Origin of the sequence: Streptomyces triticagri (assembly GCF_003429565.1) — a bacterium.
GTDB lineage: Bacteria > Actinomycetota > Actinomycetes > Streptomycetales > Streptomycetaceae > Streptomyces > Streptomyces triticagri.
On the sequence record NZ_QUAK01000115.1, the window covers coordinates 1 to 16,124 of the forward strand.

The window sequence follows — 16,124 nt, forward strand, 5'->3', positions numbered from 1 at the left end:
GGAGTCCGTACTCCCGGTGACCCGGCGGCGGGAGTCTCAGCCGCCGCGGCGCTGGGCGAGCAGCCAGTCGTAGACCTCGGGGTTGTCGTACGTCCGGGTCCACGAGTCGTGGCCGACGCCCGGATAGCGGGTGAACCGCGCCTGGTTGCCGTTGTGGTGCAGCGCCTCGACGATCTTCTCCGTGTGCCGGACCGGGATGTTCTCGTCGTCCTCACCGTGGAACGTCCACACCGGCAGGGTGCCGATCCGCTCGGCCGCCTCGGGCAGCCACGACCCGCAGATCGGCACGGCGGCCGCGAAGCGCTGCGGGTAGCGCGCGGCGATGGCCCAGCTGCCGGCGCCGCCCATGCTCAGACCCGTGACGTAGACCCGGTCCTGGTCGATTCCGTACTCCTCGACGATCTCCTCGAGCAGGGCGTACACACCGGGCACCTCGACCGCCCAGGTGCTGTACGCCGGGCACTGCGGTGCGAGCACCACGAACGGCAGTTCGCCGCCCTCGGCGAGCTGCTTCACCGGACCGTGCGCGGCGAGGTCGCGCGGGTCGTCGCCGCGCTCCGACGCCCCGTGCAGGAACAGCAGCAGCGGAAGTCCGCGCGCCGCCGCGGTGCCGGGCGGTGTGCCCGGCACCGAGAGGACGTAGGGAAGTTCGTTCCCGGTGTCGTCCACCTTGAATGAACGGGTCTGCAGATCGGCTGCCACCAAAACCCCTCCGGAGCACTCGACTTGAATTCGGAAGCCAGCATCCCGCCGCCCCGCCCCGGGCGTCAATGAATGGGATGCGGGAGCGGCCCGACCGGCGCCCGCAACTTCCTCCAAGAATTCCCACGGAACTTCCGGTGACTGCCGGGCCGACCTCAGACCTGCCCGAACTCCCTGCTCAAAGCGGCGAGTTGACCGAAAGACGCGATGCCGCACCGTCGAGATCCGCTATAGACGGGCAGTAAGCGAAGCACTTGACGTGAGTCCCGAACTTTCCACCGGAACGAAATATGGAGGCTCAGGAAATGGCCACGCACGCGACGGAAAACCCCACGGATAACCCCTTCGGAGTCCGGGATTCAGACGCTCTCGAAGTCGTCGTCTTCGACGGCGGACTCGGCGACCGCTATGTCCTGGACGCCGAGGACCGCTACCGCGCGGCGTACCCCGGCGCGCACATCACGCACACCGCGGTGCCGGACATACGGGCCGTGGTCGGCCCCCGGCTCGACGGCGACGACGCACCGGATCTGGTGGACAACACGGGCCCCGGCTCGCTGCCGACCGCCGCCCTCGCCTCGGACGGCCGGCTCACCGATCTGCGCCCGCTGCTCGAGGCACCGTCCTGCGACGACCCGGAGCGCTCCGTCGGCGAGACGCTGATCAGCGGAGTCGCCGCGAAGGGCCGCTTCGGCGGGGACGAGGTGTGGGCGCTGAACTACGCCTTCACCGCCTTCGGCATCTGGTACTCGCAGCAACTCCTCGACGAGCACGGCTGGTCGTATCCGCGGACCTGGGACGAGATGCTGGCGCTGTGCGAGGAGGCCAAGCGGGCGGGGATCGCCGGTTTCACCTATCCGGGCGTCCATCCGTACTACCTGCAGTGGACGCTGTATCCCTTCATCGCGAAGATCGGCGGCACCGATGTGCTCAGGTCGATCGACAATCTGGAGCCGAACGCCTGGCGGCACCCGGCGGTCCTCGCGGCGTTCGAGGCGTACCACGAACTCGCGGCGCGGGGCCATGTGCTGGCGGGCAGCTCCGAGCTCGACCACATTGCGGCACAGACTGCGTGGACCGAGGGCAAGGCGCTGTTCCTGCCGAACGGCACCTGGGTGGAGAAGGAGACCAGGGACACCACTCCGCCCGGCTTCCGGATGACGGTGTCCCCGCCGACCGGACTCGACGAGCACGATGCGCTGCCGTTCGGGGTGGTGTGGGCGCAGGTCGGCGAGGCGTATGTGATTCCGCGCAGCGCACGCAATCCGCGGGGTGCGGCGGAGTTGCTGCGGCTGATGCTGGGCCGGCGGTCGGCGCGGGACTTCGCGCTCGGTTCGTCGTCGCTGAGCTGTGTGCGCGGCGCCCTCGCCGGTGCGGATCTGCCCTCGGGGCTGGCTTCGGCGGACGCGATGCTGGCGGCCGCCGGTGATCTGGTGATCGCCCCGCGCACCGACTGGTACCAGACCCTCAACCGGGAGGTGATCGCCGGTCTGATCGGCGAGATGATGGCCTGCCGCATCACCCCGGCCGAGGCCGTCCGCCGCATTCAGCAGGCGGCGGACGAGACCGCGCGGGATCCGGAGATCAAGAAGTTCCGGCACCCGTGACGGCCGCCGCGACCGGCGGCGGCCAGGACCGGAACTGCTTGGGCCGCGGCGGTGCGTAGGTGCGGACCTTGGAGGTGGTCAGTCCGAGCCGCACCAGGGACTCGGCGACGGTGACCGCGGCGGCGACCCCGTCCACCACCGGCACCCCGGTGCGTGCGACGACGCGTTCGGCGAGGCCCGACATGCCGCCGCAGCCCAGGCAGACGACCTCGGCGCGATCCTGCTCGACGGCGCGGACCGCCTCTTCGGTGATGGCCTCGACCGCCGCCGCGGGGTCGCGCTCGAGGTCGAGCACGGCGAGCCCGCTGGCCCGCACGGAGGCGCAGCGGGCGGCGAGTCCGGCGAGGGCGAGGCGGTCCTCGATGAGCGGGACGGCCCGGTCGAGGGTGGTCACCACCGAGTAGCTGCGGCCGAGGAACTGCGCGGTGGAGGCGGCTGCCTCGGTGATGTCGACGACGGGGACGTCGAGGAGTTCCTGCAGTCCCTCGCGGCCGTGTTCGCCGTAGCCGGCCTGGATCACCGCGTCGTAGGGCCCCTGGTACGCACGGACCGCCTCCATGACGGCGATCGCGGCGAGGTGGCTCTCGTAGTTGCCCTCGACGGACTCGGCACCGAAGGCCGGGGTGAGCGGCACGATCTCGGTGCCGGTTGCGGCGGCCGCCGCGGCCCGGGCGCCGATGGTCTGCGTCATCGACTCGGTGGTGTTGACATTGACGACAAGGAGCCGCATGGGGTGGTGTTCCTGTTTCGTTCGTTGTGCGGGCCGTGGCGTGGGGACGGGGGTGGATCAGGCGCTGGGTACGGCGATGGACTCGCCGTCGACGTCCTCGGTGGGCAGTGCGGTCCGGCCCGGCAGCAGCACCTGCAGCACACCGGCGAGCACGGCGCCGATGAACCAGGAGAAGCCGGAGATCCCGGCGAAGTACGGGACGAGGGCGATGACCACGGCGATCGCGGCGGACGGCACGAAGGCGGCGACGGCGCGCGGGTTGACGCCGCCCCGGTAGGCGTAACTCGCCTGCGGGTCCTCGGTGTAGAGGTGCGGGACGTGCACCCTGGTCCGGCGCAGCAGCCAGTAGTCGGCCATCACGATGCCGAAGACCGGGCCGAGCAGGGCGCCGAGCCCGCCGAGGAAGTACTCGACGACGACGGGGCTGTCGTAGAGGTTCCAGGGCAGGATGACCAGGCCGATGACGGCGCTGACCACACCGGCCCGGCGGAAGTCGAGCTTGCGCGGGAAGAGGTTGACCAGGGTGTAGACGGGCGCGACGAAGTTGGCCATCAGGTTCACCGCGACGGTCAGCAGGATGAGCGACAGCGAGGCGAGCACCAGGAGCGGGGTGCTGGGGACGGTCTGCACGATGTCGGACGGGCTGGTGATCACCTCGCCGTCGAGGCGGAACTGCGCACCGCTGAGGACGACCACGATGCCGGCGAAGAACAGCATGTTCACGGGGATGCCGACGAGATTGCCGAGCAGGATCGAGCGGTTGCTCTTCGCGGAGCGGGTGAAGTCGCAGAAGTTCAGTACGAAGGTGCCGTAGATGACGACCCAGAGCGCCGCGGCCTCCAGGATGTTCAGCCAGCGGTCGGCGCCGGTGAAGGGCGACCCGGCGTCCATCGCGATGGACCAGTCGGCCTTGGCGAACATCCAGACGGCGAGCGCCAGCATGGTGATCAGCACGGCGGGCGCGGCTATCGCGATGTACTTGCGGATGACGTCCATGCCGTAGCTGACGATGAGCACCTGGACGACCCAGAGGATCATGAACGACAGCCAGCCGAGGGCGGAGAGCCCGAGCGCGGAGTGCTGCCCCCAGGACTTCATGCCGGGCATCAGGGCCACCAGGAGCGCGGAGAGCACCGAAGAGGCGAGATACGTCTGGATGCCGAACCAGGCGATGGCGACGCCGCCGCGGATGACGGCCGGCAGCTGGGCGCCGCGCACACCGAAGGCGATCCGGCTCATCACGGGGAACGGCACGCCCGTCTTCGACCCCATGTAGCCGGACAGGCTCAGCAGCACGAAGAGGAAGACGGAGGCCAGGACGAAGGCGATCAGGATGTCCCAGACCGCCATGCCGAGTGCGAACAGGCCGATCGCGAAGGCGTAGTTGCCCAGGCTGTGCACGTCGTTGGCCCACAGCGTGAAGACGTTGTAGCCGCCCCAGCTGCGGCCGGCCTTCTTGGTCGGCGCGAGGTCGGGGCTGTAGAGCCGGGGGCTGGTGTCCGGGACGGCGGCACCGTCCGGGGCATCGGTGGCGGCGGGCGGGGCCCCGTCCGTACACGCTGCGTTCTGCGCTGTGGTCACACCGGCCACCTTTCAGCGATTTCGGTATACGAAACCTGTTTTCCGAAGCGAGTGACCGGGACGCTACGGCCGTTCCTGTGGGGCGGTCAAGGGTTTCCGGCCACCAATCGCCCTGCCAAATCGGTCACATACCGACGTACTGAAGCGCTGACCTCCCGATACACGGCGATCATGTGGGATACCAAATACCTGTACACGGGATCCGACAAGGCGCGGCCGAGCATGCGTGCGTCGGCCTATGCGGTACGTGTGTGGTAGGTCGGAGAGGTGAAGGGACGGCTGATCAGGACTGGGGCCGTGTCCGCCGCAGGTGCTCCACCGCCGCGTGCCGGCTGGTCTCCAGGTGGTGCCGGACGAGCTCGCCGACCCGGGGCACATCGCGCGCGGCGATCGCCTCGTACAGGTCCTCGTGCTCCTTCGCGACGGCGAGCAGATCGTCGTGCCGGCCGAGCAGCCAGCGCATCCGGCTGCGCAGGGTGCGCTCCAGCTCGCTCAGCAGGTCGTTGCCCGCAAGCGATGTGACCGCCTCGTGGAAGTCCGCCGCGGCCCGCCGGGCGCCGACCGCGTCCTCGCGCTCCGCCGCGGCCATCTCGGCGTCGAGCGCCGCGCGCAGCCGGTCGAGCCCTTCGCGGGTACGCCGCTCGGCCGCTAGCCGGAACGTCAACATGTCGAGCGCGGACCGTACTTCGTACAGATCTGCCAGATCGGTCGGGCTGAACTCCCGCACCACCGCCCAGGTACGCGGCCGCGGCGTGACGAGCCCCTCGGTGACCAGCGCCTTCAGCGCGTCGCGGATCGGCAGCCGGCTCACCCCCAACTCGGCCGCCAGCTCCCGCTCGACCAGCCGGCTGCCGGGCGCCCGCACCCCGTCGACGATGTCGTCCCGCAGCTGCCGCGTCACCCGCTCCGACTCGGGCTCGAACCCACCAGAACCTGCCATGCCCGCATTCTGTCACCCGGGCCAGGGCCGGACCGGGCCGGAGTACGGCGTGCTCCACCGGGCTCCAGGCGCCTTAGGGTGAACAGGCATCGACGCTTCGCCGAAGGTGGTGGGACGTGACGCGGATCGGAGTCACCGGGCACCGCGATCTGCCCGAGGCCGTACTGCCACGGGTCCGCGTCGGGATCGAGACGGCACTCGGCCGCGGCGGCTCCCGCGCGACCGAGGCCCTCACCAGCCTGGCTCCCGGGGCCGACCAGCTCTTCGCCGCCCTCGCCCTCGCCCGGCGGATCCCGGTGACCGCCGTGATCCCGGGCATGGACTACGAGGCACACCTCGGCGGCGCCGACACCAGGGCCGCCTACCGGGGACTGCTGAGTGCCTGCGCCCAGCGGATCGAGATGCCGGCCGAACCCACCCACGAGGACGCCTACTTCGCCGCCGGGCGCTGGATCGTGGACCACGTGGACCGGCTGGTCGCCGTCTGGGACGGGCAGCCGGCACGGGGGCTCGGCGGCACGGGGGACGTCGTGGCGTACGCCCGCCGGAACGCGGTCCCCGTGAGTGTGCTGTGGGCACCGGGCGCGATCCGCCGCTGACCGGACCTGCCGAGGGCGCCGGGATCAACCGCCGAAGCGCACCAGCCAGTCCGTGTGCTGCGGGGACACCAGGCGCTCCGCCTCGGCCACCGCGTCCGCCCAGCCCTCCTCCGACACCGTCGTGCCCATCGCGACCCGCAGGGTCTCCAGATCCTGCTCGACCAGGGCGTGCGCATACGTCAACGGGCCGTGCCTGCGCACCTCCTGCCAGGCGACACCGGCCGCGGCCGCGGCGCTGAAGAGACCGGTGAGGTCCCAGCCGCCGAGCATGCCGAACGCCGTGAGGACCGCGGCGACGAGCGCGAGCAGCGTCAGCGCGGCCGTCAGCAACGACCAGCGCACGGCGGCACGATGCGCCTGATCTCCTCGATTGCGGTACCAGACGAGTTGCTCGAGGAGCCTGTCCCTGAGGTAGATGTCGCGCCTTGCGGCGAAGCTCTTGGCACGCACGGCCCGCATGGCGGGCGTTATCTGCCCTGCACCGATGGCCCCGGTGTCCGACCGCCGGTCCTGCCAGCCCACCTTTCGCAGTTCCCTCAGCCGCTCCTCGAGGCGCTCCGCGAAGACCGCGTCGGGCGATTCCACCCGCGAGTGGAAGGGACCCCCGTGCGCCATGTACTGCCAGGCCAGCGACTTGAGCACCTCCGCCGCCGCCCGGTGCGCCTGCCAGTGCGCACGGGCCCTGCGGCGCGAGGTGTACAGACCGACGACGACCGTCAGTCCGTACAGCACCGCGGCGCAGGCCGCGACGGGACGGCTGTCCTGCTGCTCCGCCACCACCGCGGTCGCGGTGGCCAGGAGCAGTACGGCGAGCTGGGTGCGCACAGCGCGGAATGTCTCGTTCTGTCGGCTCACTGCCCACCGGTCGGAGGCCTCGAACAGCGGCGGGAGGTCATGCGCTCCGAGAGTCGTGCTCGGCCCAGGTCCGAACGCCCGCATCGCCACCCCGTCCACCGGAGAAATGGTCCCGTCAGTTCGATTCATGGTCGCGCGCGCGGCGCCGTGGCACCAGGCCGCCGCGAAACCTCTGCAGCGCTCGCGGCCATGGCTCAGTGCGTGGTAAAAGGGTCACGTCAAGTAGTACCTTTCTGGCTCCGACGTCGTTTTCGATCATGCCTTTTCCGTTCATGTCGTCTTCGATCTTCGAGCCACGGCCCGATGGAGACCCGGGAACGATGAATCACAGCGTCACGAAGGTCGGCGACGACACGGCCCCCGCCCGCCCGGCCCACGAGCGGCTCGCGCCGCTGTCCGCGATCAATGCCCGGGACGCCGCCGCACAGCGCGCCGCCGGGCGCGTGACCGACGTTCCCGGCCGCCGGGGAAAGCCGATCACTTTCGACTCCGCGCTGTGAGCAGCGGGGCCCGCGCTCACCGGGCCCGGTGAGCTGCACTTTCCTCAGTCAGGGGCGTTCACGACGTCCGATCGGGCGCATCCGCGGCACCGCCGCGCGGGTGCGCCTTCGGCTTGACCGGACGTCAACCCTCCGATTCGCCCGGCGAGTTGGCGCTCCCGCACCATCCGGACTCCCCCGGCAGCGTAGCCTTTGACGGGTGACGGACTCGGCGGATTTTCCCCTTCAGCAACTGGTACTGAAGATTCACAGCAGATGCGATCTGGCGTGCGACCACTGTTATGTGTACGAGCACGCGGACCAGACCTGGCGCGCCAAGCCCGTCGTCATTTCACCGGAAACCGTAGCCGCGGTGGCCCGGCGTCTCGCGGAGTACGCGGAGGCGAAATCACTGGATTCGATTTCCGTCATTCTGCACGGTGGCGAACCGCTCCTGGCCGGGCCCGCCCGACTGCGGGACATCTGCACGGAACTGAAAAGCGTCGTCTCCCCCGTGACCGCTCTCGATCTGCGTATGCACACCAATGGCGTACAGTTGAGGAGGAAACATCTGGAGGTGTGCCGGGAATTCGATGTCAAGATCGGAATTTCTCTCGACGGCGATCGTGCGGCCAATGACAGACATCGCCTCGACCGACGCGGACGCAGCAGTTACGACCGTGTCGTACAGGCCGTGGAATTACTTCGCTCTCCCGAATATCGGCATCTCTATCTGGGTCTCCTGTGCACCGTCGACGTGGCCAATGATCCGGTCGCGGTGCACGACGCCCTGACCGCGCTCGACCCGCCCCGTATCGACTATCTCCTTCCGCACTCCACCTGGGACAGCCCGCCGCCCCCGGGGCGGTCGGGATCGCCGACGCCCTACGCCGACTGGCTGCTCGCCGTGTTCGACCGCTGGCAGGAGCAAGGGCGCACGGTCCCGGTGCGCACCTTCGACTCGGTGCTCAGCACTCTGCGCGGCGGGCCGAGCCTGACCGAGGCGATGGGGCTCGCACCGTCCGACCTGGCCGTGGTCGAGACGGACGGCAGTTTCGAGCAGGCCGACTCGCTCAAGACCGCCTTCGACGGCGCGCCGGCCACCGGGTACGACGTACTCCGGCACGGCTTCGAGGAGTTCGCCGCCCACCCCGGCGTCCGCGCACGGCAGTCGGGGATCGCGGGGGTGAGCGAGACCTGCCGGCGCTGCCCGGTCGTCGAGTCCTGCGGTGGCGGCCTGTACGCCCACCGGTTCAGCTCCGAGCGGCAGTTCGACAATCCGTCCGTGTTCTGTGCGGACCTCAAGGCCCTGGTCGAGGGGATCGCAGACCGCATCACCCAGCGGGACCTCGCCCCGGCCGTACTGAACTCCGACGAGCTGTTCCTGGCCCAACTGCAGCTGGATCGCACTCTGTTGGCGCGCACCCACACCGGTCTCGCCGGCGACCCGGACTGGGCGGCCGCCTGGGACCTGCTCGTACGGCTCGACAGCGACGAGCGCACCGCGCCCGGCCTGAACGCCCTGCTCACCCACCCCTATCTGCGCCCGGCGCTGCACCGGGCCTGGCACGGGCCGGCCGATCTGCCCCGGTTCATGGCCATGGCGGCGGCCGCGGCGGTGCACGCGCGGGAGCCGGTGACGCTCGGCTGGGACCAGCCCGGTACGGAGCTGCATCTGCCGACGCTCGGCACCCTCGCGCTGCCCGGCCCCGGCCGGGTCGAGGTCACGGTGGCGGGCGCGCAGTGGAGCATCCGGCAGCACCGAGGACCGGTCCATGTGCCGGCTGAACGCCCGGCAGAATGGCGGGAGTTGACATCCGTGGAGCGCGGCACCGGCGCCGCCCTGCTGATCGACGACGCCGACCCGTACCGGTCCTGCTACCCGGTGCCCGTCAGCGACCCGCTGGGTGACGCGGAGCTGGCCGGCTTCACCGCACGGCTGCGTGCCGCGTACGGGCTCCTCGACGAGCAGCGGCCCGAGTGGCAGAAGGACATCAACGCCCTGGAGCCCGCCACCGTGACCCCGCTCGCGGCCGGTTCGGGGCTGCAACTGGGCTCGCACCGGCTCGGCGCGCTCGGCGTCGCGGTGGACATCGAGCCCGCCGCGTTCGTCCGCGCGCTGCCGCTGCTCGGCCGCCGGGCCCGGCTGACCGCACTCCGCGAGGTCGCCGATCTGCATGTGCCGGGCAGCAGGGCGGGGCGGCTGCTCGACCGGGCGAGCGAGACCATCGCCGAAGCCGTCGCACCGGCCGGAGCCGATCCGGTGCACCGGCGCAGGTCCGCGGAGACCGCGGCACGCGCCCTGGACGAGCTCGACGGCGAACCGGCACGGAGCCACCTCACCGCGAGCGGCCGCGCCCTGCTCGCCGAACTGCGCGAGGAGCACCGTGCCCTCGATGACTGACACACACCGACCAGGTCCCGTCCGGCGGATCTTCGCGGGCTCGCGAAGATCCGCCGGACAGGACCTGGCCGCGCTGCTCGGCGAGTTGGGCGTACAGCGCGGCGGCACCCTGCTCGTCCACGCCGCGCTGGGCGGCAGCGGTCTCGACGCCGCCGCGGCACGCGACGCCCTGCTGGACGCCCTGGGCCCGGACGGCACTCTCGTCGTCCCGGCCTTCACCCAGGAGAACTCGGACACCTCGCGCGCCCATCGCCGCCGCACCGCACATCTCACCGAGCCCGAGCGGATCCGCTTCCGGGCCGGCATGCCGCCGTACGATCCCGCCATCTCGCCCTGCACCGGCATGGGGATGCTCGCGGAGTGCGTACGGACCACGCCGGGAGCCGTCCGCAGCGCGCATCCGCAGACCTCCTTCGCCGGACTCGGGCCGCGGGCCGCGGAGTTGCTCGCGGACCATGACCCCGAGTGCCACCTCGGGGAGCGGTCCCCGCTGGCCGCGCTCCATCGCGCCGACGCCCAAATCCTGCTGTTCCGGGTCGGGTTCGAGGTCTGCTCCGCGTTCCATCTGGCGGAGTACCGGACCACTCCCCCGCCGCCGACCCGGACGTACCGCTGTGTGACGGTGCGCACGGGCCACTGGGTCGAGTACCGGGACGCCGTGCTCGACGACTCGGACTTCGCGGCGATCGGGGCACAGCTGCCGCGCGGTCTCACCGCCGAGCGGGAATTCGCCGGAAAGGCGGTGATTCTCGTACCGCTGCGGGCGGCCGTCGACGCGGCAGTGCGACTGATGACGGGATCCGGCCGAGGATTGACGTGAAACTGTCGATCCGTCAGGGCCCGGCATGGGGAACATGGTTGATCGGCCCGGGTGGCTCCGTGGCGGGGGCGGCGTTCAGCAACAGGCGGAGGGGCGAGTGGACATACCCGAACGGAACCGGGCCACGGACAACCGGCCCTACTTCTTTCTGAGTTATGCCCACACCCCCACCTGGGGCGCCGGCGCCGGCGACCCCGACCACTGGGTGCACGTCCTGTTCCAGGACCTGTGCGACCACATCATGGCGCTCACCGACCTGCCCGCCGGTGCGCCCGCCGGGTTCATGGACCGCGAGATGCGGTCCGGGGAGGGCTGGCCCGAGCGGCTCAGCGAGAATCTGGCCAGCTGCCGGGTGTTCGTCCCGCTGTTCTCGCCGCGGTACTTCACCAGTGAGATGTGCGGCCGTGAGTGGTACGCCTTCAACGAGCGGATCCTGCGGGCCCGCGCCTCCGGCTCCGCGGCCACCCCGGCCATCGTTCCCGCCCTGTGGACCCATGTCGACTTCGACGACCTGCCGGACTCCGTCCGCCATGTCCACCTGGACCAGGCGTCGTTCGGCGACCGCTACGCGACCAACGGCATCTACGGCCTGATCAAGCTGAACCGGCTGCACGACGAGTACGAGGAGACGGTCCTCGGCCTCGCCCAGCGCATCGTGCGGGTCGCCCGCGACTCCCCGCTCCCGCCGATCAGACCCCGCCCGTACGAATCCACCCCGAGCGCCTTCAAACCGCGCGGCGAAGGGCCCCGGCACATCCATCTGACCGTGGCGGCCCCGACCCGGCACACCCTGCCTCCGGACCGCGACCATCGGCCGTACGGCGAGGACGCACAGGACTGGAACCCGTACCACCTGGAGTCGGCACGCCCGCTCCCGGCTCTCGCCGAGGAGCTCATCCGCTCGCTCGACTACCGCATCACGGTCTCCTCGTTCGACGACGGCGACCCTGGCGGCCCGGAGCCCGCGCCCGCCGCCGGCCCTGACGGAGCCGACGCGTCCGGCGAACTCCCCGGCGACAAGGCGCCGCCCGGCCGGCCCGGCATCCTGCTCGTCGACCGCTGGGCGCTGGCGGACGAGGACCGCAGGAACCGGCTCGCGGACTACGACTCCCGCGCCCACCCCTGGATCAGCGCGGTCGTGCCGTGGAACCGGGCCGACGAGCAGTGCCAGTCGGACGAGGGAAACCGCTTCGTCGAGGAGCTGGACCGCACCCTGCCGCTCATCCTGGACCGCGGCCGCCGCACCGACTGCCGGATGGCGGTCAACGGCGTACCCACCCTCAAGGCGTTCACGGACGTGCTCCCGGCCGTGGTCGCACACACCACACGGCAGTACCTCAAGCACGCGGAGGCCCACCCGCCGCAGGGACCGCACATCCCCCGACCCCGCCTCATGGGCCCGGCCCAGGCGGCCTATCCGGAACCGGGCACCGACCACGGAGGAGACGCATGACGGCCGCGCAGGACGGACGGATCATCACCTTCTACTCGTACAAGGGTGGCACCGGCCGCACCATGGCCCTGGCGAACGCCGCCTGGATCCTCGCCGCCAACGGCAAGCGGGTGCTCGCCGTCGACTGGGACCTCGAGGCGCCGGGTCTCGACCGGTTCTTCCGGCCGTTCCTCGATCCGCACGCCCTCGCGGCCACCTCCGGTGTCATCGACATCATCAACGACTACGCCTGGGCGGCCACCACCGGCGGCCGCGGTCCCGGGCCGTGGCACAAGGAATTCGCCCATGTCGAACAGCACGCGGTCTCGCTGACCCCGGAGCGCCTCGGGCTGCGCTTCCCGGACGGCGGCTCGCTCGACTTCCTGTCCGCCGGGCGGCAGGACCGCTCCTACAGCGCGACGGTGTCCTCCTTCGAATGGGACAACTTCTACGAGCGGCTAGGCGGCGGACTCTTCCTGGACGCGCTGCGCGAGGACATGCAGGCCTCCTACGACTACGTCCTGATCGACAGCAGGACCGGCCTCTCCGACAGCGCCGACATCTGCACCATCCAGATGCCCGACGTGCTCGTGGACTGCTTCACCCTCAGCGACCAGTCCCTGGACGGCGCGGCCGCCGTCGCGCTGAGCGTCGAGGACGGCTACCGGAAGCGGAAGATACGGGTCCTTCCGGTGCCCATGCGGATCGACGAGGGCGAGAAGGAGAAGGTCGACGCCGGACGGGCGCTCGCCCGGCTGAAGTTCGACGGACTGCCGAAAGGGCCGGACGGCGAGCCTCTCGGCGCCGACGAACTCTCCGCGTACTGGGGCGCGGTGGAGATCCCGTACCGCCCGTACTACGCCTACGAGGAGACCCTTGCCACGGTCGGCGACGAGAGCGGGATCGCCAACTCGCTGCTCTCCGCCTTCGAGCGACTGACCTCGGTGATCTCCGACGGAGAGGTCACCGCGCTGCCGCCGGTGCCGGACGCGGTGCGGCTGCGCTGCCTGGACGCGTTCACCCGGCGCCGCCCGCTCACCACGGCCGCCGAGGTGGTGGTGCAGTACGCGGCGGAGAACCAGATGTGGGCCGACTGGGCCGAATCCCTGCTCCGCCGGGCCGGCTGCCATGTCACGCTGCACGACATCTCCGCAGGTCCCGCCGAGCGCGCGGATCCGGCCACCCGTACGGTGCTGCTCCTGTCCAGCGCCTTCCGCAAGTCCCGGCACGCGGACGCGGTCTGGCGCAGCGCGGTCGGCGGCGATCCGGGCACGGCGCGCGGCGCGGTGATCCCGCTGCGTGTCGACGAGGTGCGGCTGCCCGAGTCGTATCTGGAGCACAATCCGGTCGACCTGCACCGGCTCGACGAGAACGAGTGTGTCGGTGCCCTGCTCGGCGCCGTCGAGCTGCCGGCCAAACCGGTCGAGAACGCCCCGGCAGGGCCGCGCTTCCCGGGCAGCACCCCCGGCATCTGGAACGCCCCGCAGCGCAACAGCACCTTCACCGGCCGCGGGGTCATCCTGGAGCGGGTGCGCGAGCAGCTGCGGTCCGGGATGTCCGTCGTACTGCCGCAGCCGCAGGCGCTGTTCGGGCTCGGCGGTGTCGGAAAGACCCAGGTCGCCCTCGAGTACGTGCACCGCTTCATGGCCGACTACGACCTGGTCTGGTGGATCTCCGCGGAGGACAGCGGGAACGTCGCCGCGTCCCTCGCGGAACTGGCGGGCAGGATCGGAGCCCCGGGCGGCGAGGACATCAACATCGCCAGCCAGGAAGCGGTGCACATGCTGGGCCGCGGCACCCCCACCAAACGCTGGATCCTGATCTTCGACAACGCGGACTCCCCCGAGCAGCTCACCCGGTACTTCCCGGCGGGCGGCGGCGGGCACATCCTGGTCACCTCGCGCAATCAGGCCTGGGCGCAGGAGGGCGCCTCGCTGCCCGTGGACGTCTTCCAGCGCGAGGAGAGCGTCGAGCATCTGACCCGCCGCGCCCTGGGGCTCTCCGTCCAGGACGCCGAGAAGGTGGCGGTCGCGGTCGGCGACCTGCCGCTCGCCGTGGAGCAGGCGGCGGCCTGGCTCGCCGAGACGGCCACCCCGATCGACGACTATCTGCAGCAGCTGAACGAGCAGACCACCGACGTACTCGCACTGAACCAGCCGACCGACTATCCGAAGCCGGTCGCGGCCACCTGGAACATCTCCATCGCCCGGCTCAGGGAGCGCTCACCGGCCTCGGTCCGGCTGCTGCAGCTCTGCGCCTTCCTCGCGCCGGAGCCGATCTCCTCGCACCTGCTGTACAGCAAGGAGATGATCGAGGAGCTGAAGCAGGTCGACCCCACACTGCAGGAGCGGCTGCTGCTCGGCCGGGTGATCCGGGAGATCGGCCGGTTCGCGCTCGCCAAGGTCGACCAGGTCAGCAACAGCATCCAGGTGCACCGCCTGGTCCAGGCGGTGATCCGGGCGCAGTTGACCGAGGAGGAACAGCGGCACGCACGGCATGTGGTGCACACCGTGCTCTCGGGTGCGCGTCCCGACGCCGACGAACCGATCGACGACCCGGAGACCTGGCCCCGGTTCGCCACCATCTGGCCGCATCTCAACGCCTCCGACGCGCGCAACTGCACCGAGGCGGACACCCGCAGGCTGCTCATCGACCGGGTGCGCTATCTGTGGAAGCGCGGTGACTTCCCCGGTGCCCAGGAGCTCGCCGAGCGGCTCCTCGCACACTGGCGGCCGCTGCTCGGCGAGGACGATGTGCAGTATCTGTATCTGCGCTGCCAGCTCGCCAACGTGCTGCGCTCGCAAGGCCGTTACATCGAGGCCAGGGAGATCGACACCGAACTCCTGGAGCGGCAGCGGCGGGTGCTCGGCACCTCACATCCGCACACATATGTGACCATGTCCAGCCTCGCCAGCGACCTGGCCGCACTCGGTGCGTACGCCTCCGCCGTCGAGCTGGCGCGGGAGGCGCACGACGGGTTCAGCCAGATCTTCCACGAGTCGCACCGGCGCACCCTGAGCGCGGCCAACAACCTCGCGCTCGCGCTGCGCATGGTCGGGCGCTACAGCGAGGCACGCTCCCGCGACCAGGACACCTACGACCGGCGGATGGAGGTGCTGGGCCCCGAGCATCCGTACACCCTGGCCTCGGCCGGTCGGCTCGGCCGCGATCTGCGCGAGACGGGGCGCTACACGGATTCGGTGGCGCTGCTCTCCCGTGCCTACGACGCGCACAAGCGCATCCTCGGCAAGGAGTTCCCCGGCACGCTCAGCTGTGCGAAGTCGCTCGCGGTGTCGCTGCGCCGGGCGGGCCGGTTCGAGGACGCCCGACGCCTCACGTCGGCCACCCGCGGGCAGTATCAGGCGCAGTACGACTCGCACACCCCGGACTCGCTGGCCTGCGATCTGAACATGGCCGCCGACCTGTATGCGGCGGACGAGCGCGAGCAGGCCCGCGAGGTCGCACAGGCGGCGCTGGCCGAGTACATGCTGGTGCCGGGCGAGGCCCATCCGTACACCCAGGCCGCGCTGAACAATCTGGGCATCTACCACTGGGGCTGCGGGGACACCGAGGAATCGCTGCGGGTCTTCGAGCAGGCGCTGCCGCGGATGTCGGAGATCCTCGGCGAGGAGCATCCGCACACGCTGTTCACCCGGGCCAACTACGCCAATGTCCTGGCCGATCTGGGGCGGGACGAGGAGGCCTGGGAGCTGGAGCGGCACGCCTGCGACACGCTGCGGGAGGTGCTCGGGCCGCAGCATCCGGAGTATCTCGCGGTGCTCAGCAACAGCGCGATCACCCTGGACACGCTCGGGCGCACCGATGAGGCCCGTGTGGCACGCGAGGAGGCGCTCGGCGAACTGGCCCGGCAACTGCGGCAGTTGGGTGAGGACAACGGCATCTCCCGGTTCGCCGGGCACCATCGGCGCATTTACCGGGACCTGGAACCGCTCGCGGTGTGACGTCGCGCTGCGG

12 protein-coding genes are annotated in these 16,124 nt (G+C 70.8%); 7 read left to right on the forward strand and 5 right to left on the reverse strand.

The genetic code is table 11. The features are described 5' to 3' along the window. Window positions 1–36: 36 nt before the first annotated feature. The gene (locus DY218_RS21000) at window positions 37–702 is read right to left on the reverse strand and encodes a carboxylesterase family protein (protein WP_158574072.1); all 666 of its coding nucleotides are present in this window, start codon (window positions 700–702) and stop codon (window positions 37–39) included. A gap of 305 nt (window positions 703–1,007) precedes the next feature. Between DY218_RS21000 and ngcE the strand changes: the two genes are divergently transcribed. Further along, window positions 1,008–2,309, forward strand: coding sequence for an N-acetylglucosamine/diacetylchitobiose ABC transporter substrate-binding protein (ngcE, locus tag DY218_RS21005; protein ID WP_158574074.1), 1,302 nt, complete (start codon window positions 1,008–1,010; stop codon window positions 2,307–2,309). On the opposite strand, the gene DY218_RS21010 is transcribed toward ngcE, so the two are convergent. The 3 genes from DY218_RS21010 to DY218_RS21020 all read right to left on the reverse strand — a co-directional run bounded on the left by DY218_RS21010 (window position 2,287) and on the right by DY218_RS21020 (window position 5,560). Beyond that, on the reverse strand, window positions 2,287–3,039 hold the full coding sequence (locus tag DY218_RS21010) for an aspartate/glutamate racemase family protein (protein ID WP_128557657.1): 753 nt from the start codon (window positions 3,037–3,039) through the stop codon (window positions 2,287–2,289). The genes ngcE and DY218_RS21010 overlap by 23 nt on opposite strands. Window positions 3,040–3,096: 57 nt before the next feature. Next, window positions 3,097–4,620, reverse strand: coding sequence for an NCS1 family nucleobase:cation symporter-1 (locus DY218_RS21015; RefSeq protein WP_128557658.1), 1,524 nt, complete (start codon window positions 4,618–4,620; stop codon window positions 3,097–3,099). A 283-nt stretch (window positions 4,621–4,903) separates the two neighbouring features. Further along, the gene (locus DY218_RS21020; RefSeq protein ID WP_128557659.1) at window positions 4,904–5,560 is read right to left on the reverse strand and encodes a GntR family transcriptional regulator; all 657 of its coding nucleotides are present in this window, start codon (window positions 5,558–5,560) and stop codon (window positions 4,904–4,906) included. A 116-nt stretch (window positions 5,561–5,676) separates the two neighbouring features. On the opposite strand from DY218_RS21020, the gene DY218_RS21025 reads away from it, so the two are divergent. Next, window positions 5,677–6,159: a hypothetical protein gene (locus tag DY218_RS21025; protein WP_128557660.1), complete on the forward strand. Its 483-nt coding sequence runs from the start codon at window positions 5,677–5,679 to the stop codon at window positions 6,157–6,159. A gap of 24 nt (window positions 6,160–6,183) precedes the next feature. Here the strand turns inward: DY218_RS21025 and DY218_RS21030 are convergent, their stop codons facing one another. Then, entirely contained in the window at window positions 6,184–7,098 is a 915-nt protein-coding gene (locus tag DY218_RS21030) for a DUF4231 domain-containing protein (RefSeq protein ID WP_128557683.1), read from the reverse strand. A gap of 236 nt (window positions 7,099–7,334) precedes the next feature. On the opposite strand from DY218_RS21030, the gene DY218_RS21035 reads away from it, so the two are divergent. The 5 genes from DY218_RS21035 (at window position 7,335) to fxsT (ending at window position 16,111) form a co-directional block, all read left to right on the forward strand. Next, the gene (locus tag DY218_RS21035) at window positions 7,335–7,514 is read left to right on the forward strand and encodes a hypothetical protein (RefSeq protein WP_128557661.1); all 180 of its coding nucleotides are present in this window, start codon (window positions 7,335–7,337) and stop codon (window positions 7,512–7,514) included. Between the two features lie 199 nt (window positions 7,515–7,713). Next, on the forward strand, window positions 7,714–9,897 hold the full coding sequence (gene fxsBH, locus DY218_RS21040) for a radical SAM/SPASM protein FxsBH, inactivated beta-hydroxylase extension form (RefSeq protein WP_128557662.1): 2,184 nt from the start codon (window positions 7,714–7,716) through the stop codon (window positions 9,895–9,897). After that, window positions 9,890–10,717: an AAC(3) family N-acetyltransferase gene (locus tag DY218_RS21045; protein WP_128557663.1), complete on the forward strand. Its 828-nt coding sequence runs from the start codon at window positions 9,890–9,892 to the stop codon at window positions 10,715–10,717. Before fxsBH ends, DY218_RS21045 begins: the two co-directional genes overlap by 8 nt. A 97-nt stretch (window positions 10,718–10,814) precedes the next feature. Next, window positions 10,815–12,170 (forward strand): TIR-like protein FxsC, encoded by a 1,356-nt coding sequence (locus tag DY218_RS21050; RefSeq protein ID WP_233521758.1) that lies wholly within the window; start codon window positions 10,815–10,817, stop codon window positions 12,168–12,170. Next, window positions 12,167–16,111 carry an FxSxx-COOH system tetratricopeptide repeat protein gene (gene fxsT, locus DY218_RS21055; protein ID WP_128557664.1) on the forward strand — a complete coding sequence of 1,315 codons (3,945 nt, stop codon included), beginning with the start codon at window positions 12,167–12,169 and terminating at the stop codon, window positions 16,109–16,111. The genes DY218_RS21050 and fxsT overlap by 4 nt, the downstream gene beginning before the upstream one ends. The last annotated feature ends 13 nt before the right edge of the window (window positions 16,112–16,124 follow it).